This window comes from Bacillus sp. FJAT-45037, from assembly GCF_002797325.1.
Classification (GTDB): Bacteria; Bacillota; Bacilli; order Bacillales; family Bacillaceae_D; genus Alkalihalophilus.
In genome coordinates this window covers 1,902,473-1,916,120 of record NZ_KZ454938.1, presented here as the reverse complement: position 1 = coordinate 1,916,120, position 13,648 = coordinate 1,902,473, and the positions used below count along the sequence as shown (strand labels likewise).

14 protein-coding genes are annotated in these 13,648 nt (G+C 38.5%); 10 read left to right on the top strand and 4 right to left on the bottom strand.

What is annotated here, in order from left to right; all coding sequences use genetic code 11:
* Positions 1-3 precede the first annotated feature (3 nt).
* The 7 genes from CDZ88_RS09785 (at position 4) to CDZ88_RS09755 (ending at position 7,858) form a co-directional block, all read left to right on the top strand.
* Positions 4-1,164 (top strand): mechanosensitive ion channel family protein, encoded by a 1,161-nt coding sequence (locus CDZ88_RS09785; RefSeq protein WP_100373380.1) that lies wholly within the window; start codon positions 4-6, stop codon positions 1,162-1,164.
* A gap of 136 nt (positions 1,165-1,300) precedes the next feature.
* Positions 1,301-2,794 carry a glycine betaine uptake BCCT transporter gene (locus CDZ88_RS09780; RefSeq protein WP_100373379.1) on the top strand — a complete coding sequence of 498 codons (1,494 nt, stop codon included), beginning with the start codon at positions 1,301-1,303 and terminating at the stop codon, positions 2,792-2,794.
* 390 nt (positions 2,795-3,184) lie between these two features.
* Positions 3,185-3,646 carry a hypothetical protein gene (locus tag CDZ88_RS09775; RefSeq protein WP_100373378.1) on the top strand — a complete coding sequence of 154 codons (462 nt, stop codon included), beginning with the start codon at positions 3,185-3,187 and terminating at the stop codon, positions 3,644-3,646.
* 390 nt (positions 3,647-4,036) lie between these two features.
* The gene (gene aceA, locus CDZ88_RS09770; protein ID WP_100373377.1) at positions 4,037-5,329 is read left to right on the top strand and encodes an isocitrate lyase; all 1,293 of its coding nucleotides are present in this window, start codon (positions 4,037-4,039) and stop codon (positions 5,327-5,329) included.
* Between the two features lie 240 nt (positions 5,330-5,569).
* On the top strand, positions 5,570-6,286 hold the full coding sequence (gene dapD, locus CDZ88_RS09765; RefSeq protein WP_100373376.1) for a 2,3,4,5-tetrahydropyridine-2,6-dicarboxylate N-acetyltransferase: 717 nt from the start codon (positions 5,570-5,572) through the stop codon (positions 6,284-6,286).
* Positions 6,287-6,387: 101 nt separating this feature from the next.
* Positions 6,388-7,491, top strand: a complete 1,104-nt coding sequence (locus CDZ88_RS09760) for an N-acetyldiaminopimelate deacetylase (RefSeq protein WP_100374655.1) — start codon at positions 6,388-6,390, stop codon at positions 7,489-7,491.
* Between the two features lie 115 nt (positions 7,492-7,606).
* Positions 7,607-7,858, top strand: coding sequence for a YkuS family protein (locus tag CDZ88_RS09755; RefSeq protein ID WP_100373375.1), 252 nt, complete (start codon positions 7,607-7,609; stop codon positions 7,856-7,858).
* Positions 7,859-7,965: 107 nt separating this feature from the next.
* On the opposite strand, the gene CDZ88_RS09750 is transcribed toward CDZ88_RS09755, so the two are convergent.
* From CDZ88_RS09750 to CDZ88_RS09745, 3 genes are all read right to left on the bottom strand, one after another.
* The gene (locus CDZ88_RS09750) at positions 7,966-8,445 is read right to left on the bottom strand and encodes a spore coat protein (protein WP_100373374.1); all 480 of its coding nucleotides are present in this window, start codon (positions 8,443-8,445) and stop codon (positions 7,966-7,968) included.
* Between the two features lie 124 nt (positions 8,446-8,569).
* Positions 8,570-8,743, bottom strand: coding sequence for a hypothetical protein (locus CDZ88_RS17410; RefSeq protein WP_157796521.1), 174 nt, complete (start codon positions 8,741-8,743; stop codon positions 8,570-8,572).
* A gap of 124 nt (positions 8,744-8,867) precedes the next feature.
* Positions 8,868-9,701 (bottom strand): mechanosensitive ion channel family protein, encoded by an 834-nt coding sequence (locus tag CDZ88_RS09745; protein WP_100373373.1) that lies wholly within the window; start codon positions 9,699-9,701, stop codon positions 8,868-8,870.
* 337 nt (positions 9,702-10,038) lie between these two features.
* On the opposite strand from CDZ88_RS09745, the gene CDZ88_RS09740 reads away from it, so the two are divergent.
* From CDZ88_RS09740 to CDZ88_RS09730, 3 genes are all read left to right on the top strand, one after another.
* The gene (locus tag CDZ88_RS09740) at positions 10,039-10,590 is read left to right on the top strand and encodes a peroxiredoxin (RefSeq protein ID WP_100373372.1); all 552 of its coding nucleotides are present in this window, start codon (positions 10,039-10,041) and stop codon (positions 10,588-10,590) included.
* Between the two features lie 114 nt (positions 10,591-10,704).
* A complete protein-coding gene (locus CDZ88_RS09735; protein ID WP_100373371.1) occupies positions 10,705-11,157 on the top strand; it encodes a TlpA disulfide reductase family protein in 453 nt (150 codons plus the stop codon).
* Between the two features lie 115 nt (positions 11,158-11,272).
* Entirely contained in the window at positions 11,273-11,935 is a 663-nt protein-coding gene (locus tag CDZ88_RS09730; protein WP_100373370.1) for a potassium channel family protein, read from the top strand.
* Positions 11,936-11,980: 45 nt separating this feature from the next.
* Here the strand turns inward: CDZ88_RS09730 and rnjA are convergent, their stop codons facing one another.
* Positions 11,981-13,648, bottom strand: coding sequence for a ribonuclease J1 (gene rnjA / locus CDZ88_RS09725; protein WP_100373369.1), 1,668 nt, complete (start codon positions 13,646-13,648; stop codon positions 11,981-11,983).

Here is a 13,648-nt window from a genome sequence, read left to right as displayed (position 1 = left end):
TAAATGGAAAACGGAATGGAACGTTGGCAACAACTCGTCAGATCATTTCAATATTTGGAATGGATCGACCTATCGATTGCCTTTGGTATTTTTCTTATCTTTTTAGTGTTTAGAAAATTATTTACAACCTATATATTTAAATTTGTATTATCACTCACAAAGAGAACACCGACAGAAGTCTTCACAAACGTCTTGCTTTCGTTTGAGAAGCCGCTTCGTTTATTTTGGGTTATTTTAGGGACCTATTTGGCTCTTCTTTATCTTCCGTTCAATATTACAACCACTCAATTTGTACAGCATATATATCGTTCTTTTATAATTGTGCTCTTAGGTTGGGGGCTATATAATTACATGTCAGCCCAATCGGCCTTCTTCTTCCGTTTTGCAAGAAAAGTCGAGCTAGATGAAGATAGTATGTTGGTACCTTTTCTATCTAAGGTCCTACGTTTTTCAGTCATTGCACTGACAATTGTTGTGATTGCTGGCGAATGGGGATATAGCATTAGTGGATTTGTTGCTGGACTAGGACTCGGGGGACTCGCATTTGCTCTTGCGGCCCAAGATACGATTGGAAACTTTTTTGGTGGAATTATTATTATTACAGAGAAACCATTCTCAAAAGGAGACTGGATCAAAACTCCATCCGTTGAAGGTGTGGTCGAGGATATTACCTTTAGAAGCACACAAATTCGAACATTTGAAGACTCAATTGTTACGGTGCCTAATTCAACATTGTCCAATGAACCAATTACTAACTGGTCAAAAATGAGCAAGCGGAGGATTATGTTTAATATTGGGGTGACTTACTCGACACCGAAAGAAAAAATTGAAGGATGCGCAAGAAAAATTGAAGCGCTACTCAGGGAACATGAAGAAATCAATCAAGAGCTCATTATGGTTCGTTTCAGTGATTTTAACAGTTCAAGTTTAGATATTTTTGTTTATTTCTTCACTAATACAACGGCTTGGACAGAGTGGTATCGGATTAAAGAAGACATCAACTTCAAAATCATTGACATTTTAAAAAATGAAGGAGTCGATATTGCGTTTCCAAGCAGAAGCTTATATATGGAAAAAGACGATAATATGCTTGCAGAATGGAAAGAGTATGAAGAAGAACAAAAAACAATTGAACAACAAGAAGAAAAGAGCTCAGGTCGATGAGTTCTTTTTTTTTGGACATTAAAGCCAACTAGTTCATAAAACCTCCAATATTGACGCACAATATAAAGATTAAAAGTAATTGGTCAATCTGTAAGGAAAGAAAATATGGTGATAGAACAGAGAGGGTGCCATAAAGGTGAAGAACTTAACGACTACTTATAAAATTTCGATAGTGATGGCGATTATTTTTGTGATGTGGGGGGCATTTTTCCCAGATCATTTAGCTGCCATAATGGGACAAGCGCAAGATTTTTTCTTGACAGCGTTTGGTTGGTTCTATCAATTTGCCGCCTCTTTCTTTTTACTGTTTGCCTTGTTTTTAGCATTTAGTAAATACGGAAAAATTAAGTTAGGTAAAGATCGGGATCAACCTGAGTTTAATCGAGTGACCTGGTTTGCGATGCTGTTTAGTGCAGGAATGGGGATTGGATTGTTGTTCTATGGTGTTTCAGAACCGATTTCTCATTATGCCGCCCCTCCATATGGTGGAGAATCCTTCGCAAGTACCAATGAGTCTGCATTACTCGCGCTAAGATTTACGTATTTGCATTGGGGCTTTCATGCTTGGTCTATTTATGCAGTCGTTGCATTATCACTCGCTTATTTTAAATTTAGAAAAGGAGCACCGGGTTTAATGAGTGCCACGTTGTACCCGATTTTTGGGGAGAAAGTAAAGGGCCCACTTGGGTACACGATTGATATCTTTGCTGTATTTGCTACATTATTTGGAGTGTGTGCTTCACTTGGTCTCGGGGCACAACAAATTAATGCAGGGTTAAACTACCTCATTGGCATTCCGATCTCATTTGGCGTGCAGTTGATTATTATTGGTGTGATTACAGTTTTATTTATTATTTCTGCATCAACAGGAATTAAAAGAGGGATTAAATATTTAAGTAATACGAATATTATTTTAGCAACGATCCTCCTTGTCATTATGCTTATTGTGGGACCAACGATGTTTTTGATTAATTTATTTACCCACACATTAGGACAATACATTCAGAACTTGCCACAAATGGGATTACAAATTTCCCCATTTAATGAAGCTAGCGCTGCTTGGACCCAAGGGTGGACAATCTTTTACTGGGCATGGTGGATTTCTTGGTCCCCGTTTGTTGGAATGTTTATAGCAAGAGTATCTAAAGGACGAACAGTTAGAGAGTTTGTTATTGCTGTATTAGTCGCCCCTACATTGGTTTGTGCTTTTTGGTTTGCTATATTTGGAGGGACAGGCATTTATTTAGATCTGATACAAGGTGTCGACGTGGCAGGGCAGAGTTTAGAAACGGCACTATTTTTCGTCTATGAGCACTTGCCTTTAGGAGGAATTCTTTCTGTTGTTACAGTCTTACTTATTAGTACATTCTTTATTACATCCGCCGATTCAGCTACGTTTGTTTTAGGAATGCAAACAACAGAAGGAAATCAAGATCCATCTGTGCTAATTAAAGTATCTTGGGGACTAATACTAAGTGCTTCTGCGATTGTCTTAATGGCTTCAGGTGGGTTGGATGCGTTACAAACGGCCATTATTGTTAGTGCCTTTCCACTTACTTTCATTTTACTAGGGATGAGTCTTAGTATATTAAAAGAGTTTAAAGGTGAGATGAAAGATATAAAAAAATAAGGGCTAGGAGACAATTAGGCATATTTGTGCTTAGTTGTCCTTTTGAGTTTCAGAAAATTATATTTATAAATATGAGAAACGTGTGGGTCATGGCGATCAAGCAATACATCGGTCGATTGCCGTAAGTTTCTGACTGTTTGCAGCTACATATGTCTGAACTTTTGGAATGATTTAGATAGGATATCACATCAATCAAGCGAATAATTATTTTATTAAGGTATGTTTTAAAACTGGATTCAAAAGGGTAAGGTCCCATATAGAAGAAATTATAGGATTTTATAATTGTTTTTAATGCTTAAAGGTAGGTGGATGTTCGTGAGAATAATTCAAGTTTTGATGATCAGCTTTATCATAGGTATATTAGTGGGATGTGGTCGGGGAGACCAATTCATGTTTGACATTGAAGAGATAGATAGACCAACGTCAGTTGTATCAGCTGCGACCCCTTCATTTGTGACGTTTTTGTGGATTGAGAAAGGATTTAACGGGGAGTTTGCTGCTGTCAATCGATCACTTGGAGAGTCTAAATCAACATTATTAAATGAGCTTGGTGAACCAACGGGATCTGGAACGTATGAAGGGGGAGAATATCTTACATATGGCCGAACAACGTATCTGTTTTCAAAGGAAGATTATCGCACACAAGCGATAACGATGGATATTTCAGATTATGGTGTAACTGTTGAGGAAATGAAACGTGCGTTAGGCACACCAGATGAGAATTCTTTAGATGAATTAGATGGTTATTGGTCGTATCAATATCATCTTGACGAGTACACACTTTTCTTTGAGGGTGCAGAAGGGGACAATTATTTACAGTTTGCATGGTTTATGGAAAGAAAGACGCACTAACAATCATGTTTGTGCGTTTTTTTGTGGTGAATAAACAATTTAACTAAATAAAGGTTAAATTTTCAAAAAAATGAGAAAAAACTATTGCCAACCAAAACATACTGTTATATTATAATAGACATAGAAATAAACTGTATTAAAACAGAAGAGGTTGAGGGGTCAACATAAAGGGGTGAACGATTCAACGAGTAATCGATTTCGACGTGATTATGAACTAAAAAGGGCATGTGTTCTTCGATTGGTATGAAGCATCTAGATTATGACAGAATGAATGAGTGGTGTGTTTGGATCATCTGTACTTTAACAGATGATCGGAAGTATGACATTTTCTTGTTTTTAGAACATTGTAGCTAGGTAGAAAGAATACTAACCATTAGGGAGAGATGAACAATGACAAAAGAAAATCAAAAGTTGGCAGCGGAACAATTACAAGCAACGTGGGAAAACGATCAAAGATGGAGTGGGATTGAACGTACATATACAGCAGAAGAAGTAGTGAAACTTAGAGGATCTGTTCAAATTGAACATACATTAGCGAAACGTGGTTCAGAGAAACTATGGAACTATCTTCATAATGAAGATTACGTGAATGCACTTGGAGCTCTTACGGGTAACCAAGCGGTTCAACAAGTGAAAGCAGGGTTGAAAGCAATCTATTTAAGTGGTTGGCAAGTTGCCGCAGATGCTAACTTAGCAGGTCAAATGTATCCTGATCAAAGTTTATATCCAGCTAATAGTGTACCGAGTGTGGTAAAGCGTATCAACCAAGCGCTTCAACGTGCTGATCAAATTCAGCATATGGAAGGTGAAGGGGATCTAGATTACTTCGCTCCAATCGTCGCAGATGCAGAAGCTGGATTTGGTGGTCAGCTAAATGTCTTTGAATTAATGAAAGGGATGATTGAAGCTGGTGCTGCTGGCGTTCACTTAGAGGATCAATTGGCTTCTGAGAAGAAATGTGGGCACTTAGGTGGAAAAGTTCTTATTCCAACTCAAACAGCTATCCGAAACTTAATTTCAGCTCGACTTGCAGCTGATGTGAGTGGCGTTCCTACATTGCTCATCGCAAGAACAGATGCTGATGCAGCAGATCTGATCACAAGTGATATTGATCCGGTAGATCACCCGTTCATTACAGGTGAACGTACACCAGAAGGCTTCTACCGCACGAATCCAGGTCTTGATCAAGCGATCGCTCGTGGTCTTGCTTATGCACCATATGCAGACCTTATCTGGTGTGAAACGTCTAAACCATCTCTTGAAGAAGCTCAAGCTTTCGCAGATGCAATCCATGCGAAATTCCCTGGAAAGATGCTAGCATATAATTGCTCACCATCATTCAACTGGGAAGCAAATCTTGATAAAGATACAATTGAAACGTATCAAGTTGAGCTTGGGAAAATGGGTTACAAATTCCAATTCGTTACACTTGCTGGCTTCCATGCCTTAAATCACAGCATGTTCGAACTTGCGCATGGATACAAACGTCGTGGTATGGGTGCATATTCAGAATTGCAACAAGCTGAATTTGCAAGTGAGTCAAAAGGATATACAGCGACTCGTCACCAACGTGAAGTAGGTACAGGTTACTTTGATGAAGTTTCACAAGCAGTTTCCGGTGGGACATCTTCAACGACTGCGTTAAAAGGTTCTACGGAAGAATCACAATTCCAAAAGCAATAAGAACTCAATGAGCAACTGGCTTAATTAGCCAGTTGCTTTTTAATTTTTTTATGTTGGGGACTGTACAAGCTTCTCCTAAAGAAGTCCTAGTAATGATAATCTAACAGTTACAGAGATGGAACTCCTACCTCCTAACTGTTTAAGCAAATTCCGATGATTTCTTGCAACATCATTGCAATTTTCACATGTTATCTTTATCATAATGAAGAAGTCTTTTATTCAATATGAGGAGGGTTATCTATGAAAATGATGGATGCAAACGAAATTATTCAATTCATTTCAAACAGCCAAAAGAAAACACCTGTTAAAGTACATATTAAAGGTGATTTAGAAGGAATGAACTTTGGTGCTGATACAAAAACATTTGTAACAGGGAATACAGGTGTATTATTTGGTGAATGGGAAGTTATTGAGCCTGCCATTAAAGAAAATGAATCAAAAATCGAGGATTATGTTGTAGAGAATGATCGTCGTAACTCAGCAATTCCAATGCTTGATCTTAAACATATTAAAGCACGTATTGAGCCTGGTGCGGTTATCCGTGATCAAGTAGAAATTGGCGACAATGCCGTCATTATGATGGGAGCAAGTATCAATATTGGTTCTGTGATCGGTGAAGGAACGATGATTGATATGAATGCCGTTCTTGGCGGACGAGCTACTGTAGGAAAGAACTGTCACGTTGGTGCAGGTTCTGTTCTTGCAGGTGTCATTGAGCCACCTTCAGCAAAACCTGTCGTTGTAGAAGACGATGTCGTCATTGGTGCCAATTGCGTAATCTTAGAAGGTGTAACGGTTGGTAAAGGTGCTGTTGTAGCAGCGGGTGCCATTGTGACAGAGGATGTTCCTCCAAACACTGTAGTAGCAGGAACTCCTGCACGAGTGATTAAAGAAATTGATGAAAAAACAAAAGGCAAGACAGAAATTAAGCAAGAACTTCGTCGTTTAAACGACTAATCCTTTGTTTTTAAGAAGAGCTTTGCTCCATGTGAGCAAAGCTCTTTCCATACATAAAATCTAGTTACAGAGGTGTTCGCCAAGTGGATTTAAATAATTTAATGATGATCCGTAGAGATTTACATCGAATTCCTGAGATCGGATTTCATGAATTTAAGACACAAACATATTTATTAGAAGTCATTGAGAAGTTACCATCAGACTTTCTTGAAGTGAAGACATGGAGAACAGGTATTTTGGTAAAGGTTACTGGTACAAATCCAGAAAAAATGATCGCATATCGTGCGGACATGGACGGGTTGCCTATTACAGAAATGACATCCTATACACAGTTTCGTTCATCACATGAGGGGTATATGCATGCTTGTGGACATGATTTTCATATGACAATTGCGTTAGGCGTGCTTAGCCACTACGCGTCCCATCAACCGAAGCAAGACTTATTATTTATTTTCCAACCGGCAGAGGAAGGTCCGGGTGGGGCAGAACCAATGCTTCAATCAGAGGAGCTTAAATCATGGTGGCCAGATGAGATTTTAGCTTTGCATATAGCGCCTGAACATCCAGTAGGCTCGATTGCAACAAAACCAGGAATGTTATTTGCGAATACGTCAGAACTTTTTATTTCCTTAAAAGGAAAAGGAGGACATGCGGCATACCCCCATACTGCTAACGATATGGTGGTAGCGGCAAGTTCACTCGTGACACAATTACAAACCATTGTCGCTAGAAATATGAACCCTCTAGATGCGGGGGTTGTGACGATTGGTGTCATCAAAGGCGGTACGAAGCAAAATATTATTGCAGCAGAAGCGACAATCGAAGGTACAATCCGTACTAAATCAATGGAAACGATGCAAATGATTAAGTCACGTATTGAAGCACTGGTCAGTGGCATTGAAATTGGCTTCTCCTGTTCGGCTACAATTGATTACGGAGCGAATTATTGCCAAGTGTTTAATGAGGAAAGTAGAACAAATGAATTTATTGAGTTTACAAAACGATCAAAACAGGCTCAGTTTGTCTTAAGTCCAGAGGCAATGACAGGAGAAGACTTTGGTTACTTCCTTGAACAAATACCAGGTTTCATGTTTTGGCTTGGAGTGGGCAGTGAATTTGGTTTGCACGACGCGCGATTAGAGCCAAATGAAGAGGCGATTCCTTTTGCGATCTCGCATCTGATCGAATACTTAAATAACAAATAATGTTTTTCAAGAGACCCACAGTGTGTTTGGGTCTTTTCTCTATTTATACATACTTTGGACATTCGTGGTTACGATAAAGATGTACCATTTTAACTTACCTACGGAGGTGTATGAGATGCCGAAAATTGGTGTCGAACAATCATTAACAGATGTACAACAAGAACTGCAAGCAAAGGGTTACGATATTGTTCAGCTTAAAAACGAGCAAGATTCACAAGGTTGTGATTGTTGTGTCATTACAGGACAAGATCAAAATGTTATGGGTATTCAAAATGCTGCAACGCAAGGTTCTATCATTAATGCGCACGGTATGAGTGCACAAGATGTGTGCCAACAAGTTGAACAAAAGTTAAATCTACAGCAATAAGTATGGAGAAAAACCTGAAACCATTAAGGTTTCAGGTTTTTTTAAGCCCTCAAAATCATAGATATTTATGAGGGCAAATGGAAAGGGTTGCTGCATACAAAACGATATTAACCTAGATCTAGATTCACGAATAAAGCAATTAGCAATTGTAGGAGAATTTGTATATTCGCTGTAACTTGGGTATCTGTTGTTGTTACATCGACATTGCGACTATTTTCAATGACTGTTTTTTGATAAGATAATTGTTTCATCTTAGCTGTTTGTAATAAGTCTTGTGTCACCAGCTCTGCTTTACTTGAATCTGCAATTGAGATGCGGATAACGATAGCAATGGCTGCTTGAAGAGAAGCTTGTAAGGAAAGTGCTGCTTTCGTATCAGTTGAAGTGACATTGACATCACAAGAGTCTTTAATGAAGATATATTCTTCAGATAGTTGAAGTGTTTTATTTCCCTGTTCAGCACTCTGTGTATCTTCATTATTATTAGAATTACACAAAGGGTGGTTGGATGCTGTATCTAGAGCTGACCACCTACTAGGTCTTGAAGCTTGTGTTTCGTTGTTGTTGTACATATAAACTCTTTTCATAGTTAATTCCTCCTTTCGCTTTATAGTTCAGCATATGTAAAATAGCTGAAGTGGCCTGTGCTTTTTGCCTGAATAATGAGCACAAAAAAACCACCCTCGTTACGGAGAATGGTTTTTGGACAAGTTAGCTGTCTTTGTTAGCTAGAAATTGCTCAACCTCAGATTGAATGTTTTCAATGATATTTTTAATTTTTTCTTTTTCATTCTTCTCTAATGTATTCAACGTTATATCGGCTTTGTGTTTTCTTAAGACATTTTTAACCATGATGTCGATTAAATCGCGTTGCGCCTTATCCATGATCTCCCTCCTTAAAACTTGCGGATACTATAAAAGTATGAAAGAAATGCAAAATGGTGTGGGTGAACGATTCAATCAAACAAATTTAAAAAGGAAGGTGTGATATACACCTTCCTTTTTGGGATTATTTCTTTTCGATGTAAACTTGGTGAGGAAATGGGATTTCGATATCGTTGGCGTCAAGAGCTTCTTTTAATTCTTTTCTTAATTTACGTTCGACTGCCCATTGCATCATATTCTCAGTCTTAGCAATGACACGGATGACAACATCTGAATCACCGAGTCCTTGAACACCGACAACATTTGGTCCCTCTTTGATCGTTGCGTCTTCTTGAGCGATCTTATCACAAACACTTTGCATCACGGTGATGGCTTCATCGATATTATCATCATAGGAGATACTTATATCAATAAGTGCACGCATATTTCCACGAGAGTGATTGCTCACAGTACTAATTTCTCGATTCGGTACGAAATGAAGAGTTCCATCAAAGCCGCGAATTTGGGTTGTTCGAAGCCCAACCTCTTCTACGACTCCGTCAAGACCGGCGGCCGTTACATAGTCGTCGACATCTACTTGCTTTTCTAGTAGCAAGAAAAATCCTGTCACAACATCGCTGACTAAGCCTTGTGCACCAAATCCAATTGCAAGACCTATAACCCCGGCCCCTGCAATCAAACCGCCAATTGGAAGATCAAAAATTCCAGCAATGATTGTCACAAAAACAAAAATAAGTAAATAAGAGAAAACATTCATCGTTAATTTCTCTAGTGTTTTCATTCGTCCATGAGACATATTTCGTTGCGATTGCATGCGCTCAAAACCAGACACAATTACTCGCTTACCGATTGCTCGAACAATCAAGAAAGCAAGAAGAGCGATGAATAGTCGTCCGATAATTAGTAGTACAGCCGTTAGAAATGCTCCATCTGTTACATAATTTGTCCATTGATCCATCTTTACAACTCCTTACAAGTACGATTCGTCTTATATTCATTTCCTTCTATGTAAGAAAGAAACCACGTTTTACACGATTTAAAGCTTAGCACACGTCTTTGTAAAGCTCAAACGTTAATCAGTACATTATTTTTAAGCATATCATTCGTAATTTTTCGAGAAAAAGTATATCATTGAGAGTGGGATGTTTATTTTACCATCTTGTGGGTATAGTAAAGAGGGAGCCTAAAGGGTGAGAGGTACATTATATTTATTCTCATTTAATATTGACTAAAAATAGGGCTTCTTTTATAATGAACAACGTAGTAAGCTTAAATTACTTAGGAGGTATGTACATATGACTGATAAGCGTATGGTAGCAAAGCAAGCTCCGAGATTTGAAATGGATGCTGTATTGCCTAACAAAGAATTTGGTAAGGTAAGTCTAGAAGAGAACATGAAAAACGACAAGTGGACGGTTCTTTATTTCTACCCAATGGACTTTACATTTGTTTGTCCAACAGAAATTACTTCACTAAGTGATCGTTATGATGAGTTTGAAGATTTAGATGCAGAAGTAATTGGTGTATCAACGGATACAGTTCATACACATAAAGCATGGATCAACACGTCTCGTGATGAGAATGGACTTGGTGAGTTGAAATATCCATTAGCAGCTGATACAAACCATATCGTCTCTCGCGACTATGGTGTATTGATTGAAGACGAAGGTGTTGCACTTCGTGGTTTATTCATCATCAGCCCAGAAGGTGAGTTAATGTACTCAGTTGTAAACCACAACAACATTGGACGTGACGTTGAGGAAACGTTACGCGTACTTCAAGCACTTCAAACTGGTGGCCTTTGCCCAGCTAACTGGAAGCCTGGTCAAGCTACACTTTCAGTTTAATTTTTCCAACGAATATGAAAGAAGGTCTAGCAAATATGTTAGACCTTTTTTTACACTTAAATAAAATGAAAACGTTTGTACTAACAATTGAACAAACAAGGAGGATGACGAGTAATGGCATTAAAATTACGTTCAGAATTGCCCAAATTAGAAGGTGCTACTACTTGGCTTAACGGTGAAGTTAAGAGAGATGAATTAGTAGGCGACAAACCGACGCTTATTCATTTCTGGTCAATCAGTTGCGGTCTATGTAAAGAAGCTATGCCAAATGTAAATGAATTCCGTGATAACTATAAAGATCAATTAAACGTGATCGCTGTACATATGCCTCGATCAGAAAAAGATCTTGATTTAGATGAAATTAAAAAAGTAGCTGCAGAACATGAAATAACGCAACCGATTTTCGTCGATAATGCTCATAAGCTAACAGATGCCTTCGAAAATGAATATGTTCCAGCTTATTATGTATTTGATGCTGAAGGTCAACTGCGTCATTTCCAAGCTGGTGGTGGCGGTATGAAGATGTTAACTAAGCGTGTGAACCGTGTGTTAGGCATTAAAGAATAACACCATCAAACCTCTTATCAGATAGATAAGAGGTTTTTATATTTCATAGTAGAAGGCTTAATTGATTGTTATGTAGAATAGGATGTTGTAGTAGCTTTAATTTAGGGGGTGGGCGATGAAAAGACAGTTCGCAGTCATTGGGCTCGGTCGCTTTGGAGGTAGCGTATCGTCTGCGTTAGTTCAACAAGGTATGGAAGTACTAGCCGTTGATAAAAACGAATCACGGGTCAATCAGTATCGGGATTTAGTGACACACGCAGTTGTTGCCGACTCTACAGATGAACAAGCGTTAAAACATCTTGGCATTCGGAATTTTGAGCATGTAATCGTCGCAATCGGGGATAATATTCAAGCGAGTATTTTGACAACGTTGATTCTGCACGAGCTAGGAGTGGAGCATATTACCGTAAAAGCACAAAATGATTACCATGAAAAAGTATTGACGAAGATTGGTGCAGAAAGAATCGTTCACCCTGAGAGGGATATGGGAGCAAGGTTAGCTCATCAATTATTATCTAAAAATGTCCTTGATTATTTAGAACTATCGGATGAGTATAGCATCATAGAAATGATTGCAGGAAAGAAAATGAATGCTAAAACGTTAAAGCAGCTGGATGTAAGGGCTAAATTTGGTTGCAATGTAATGGCACTTAAACGTGGAAAACGAATCATCGTCTCCCCGCAAGCCACGGAAAAAATTCAACAGGAAGATATATTGATTGTGATTGGAGCAGATGTAGACATTCGTAAATTTGAAAAAGAAATGGTCGATGACTAAACGTTCAAAAAGCGGACACCTATATTAGGTGTCCGCTTCTTTAAATTAGATTTCCATGATGATTGGTAAAATCATCGGGCGACGCTTTGTACGTTCGTATAGAAACGGTCCGAGTAAATCGGTCATTTCATTTTTGATTTCTGACCATTGAGATGTTTTTCGTTCCATCACTTCATCAAGGTGCTTGCTGAGAAGTCTTTGAGCCTCGTGAATTAAGTCGCTTGACTCTCTCATGTAGACAAATCCTCTAGAAATGATGTCTGGTCCCGCTGTAACCTTGAATTCTTTCATATCAAGACTCACAACGATGACGACTAATCCTTCTTCAGAAAGGATGCGACGGTCTCTCAAGACAATGTTGCCAATATCACCAATTCCGTTTCCATCTACATAGACAGACCCAGAAGGGATTTTACCGACGATAGCTGCTTCATTTGGGTGAATCGCTAAAACGTCACCATTATCCATAATGAAGCAGTTCTTTTCTTCAACACCACAATCATTTGCTAATTTGATATGCATTTTCAGCATACGGTATTCACCGTGAATAGGCATGAAGTATTGAGGTTTCATTAAACGAAGCATTAATTTTTGCTCTTCTTGACCACCGTGACCAGATGTATGAATGTCACTTAAAGGACCATGGATGACGTTTGCTCCAGCACGGTACAATTGGTTAATTGTTTTACTGACGCTCAACGTATTCCCAGGGATAGGTGAAGATGAGAAAACAACTGTGTCGCCTGGAATAATTTGAATTTGACGATGCGTTCCGTTAGCAATTCGTGATAATGCAGCCATTGGTTCACCTTGACTACCCGTACACAAAATCGTAACTTGATTGTCAGGCAACTTATTTAGTTGAGAGATCTCAATAAATGTGTTTTTCGGAGCTTTAATGTAGCCAAGCTCTTGCCCGATATTTAATGCATTTTCCATACTACGACCGAATACCGCTACCTTACGACCATGCTCAACAGAAGCTTCGATCACTTGTTGAAGTCTATGAATGTTAGAAGCAAAAGTCGCAAAAATCACACGGCCTTCAACTTTTCTAAAAATTGAATCGATGCTTTCTCCAACTTTGCGTTCAGACATTGTGAAGTCAGGAATTTCACTATTTGTACTATCTGATAGTAAACAAAGTACTCCTTCTTCACCGATCTTTGCCATTTTTGTTAAATTGGCAGGCTCACCAACTGGTGTGAAGTCAAATTTAAAGTCACCAGTGTGAACGACATTACCAGGTGGAGTTTTCACGACAATTCCATAAGAGTCTGGAATACTGTGTGTGGTACGGAAGAAAGTGACGGAAGTTTTTGTGAACTTCACGACTTGATCTTCATGTATTTCATTTAATTGAGCTTTACGAAGAAGTCCATGTTCTTCTAACTTTCCTTTTAACAATCCAAGGGCTAATTTACCACCATAAATTGGAACATTTATAGCACGAAGTAAAAATGGGATACCCCCTAGATGATCTTCATGCCCGTGAGTAATGAATAATCCTTTAATCTTATCTTCGTTCTTAACTAGATAAGAATAATCAGGAATAACATAATCAATACCGAGAAGCTCGTCCTCTGGAAACTTAATTCCGGCATCAATTAGAATAATTTCATCTTGGAACTGGACAGCATAGGTGTTTTTACCGATTTCACCTAAACCACCTAATGCAAATACTGCTGTTTGGTTATTTTTCATTTGTTTCAT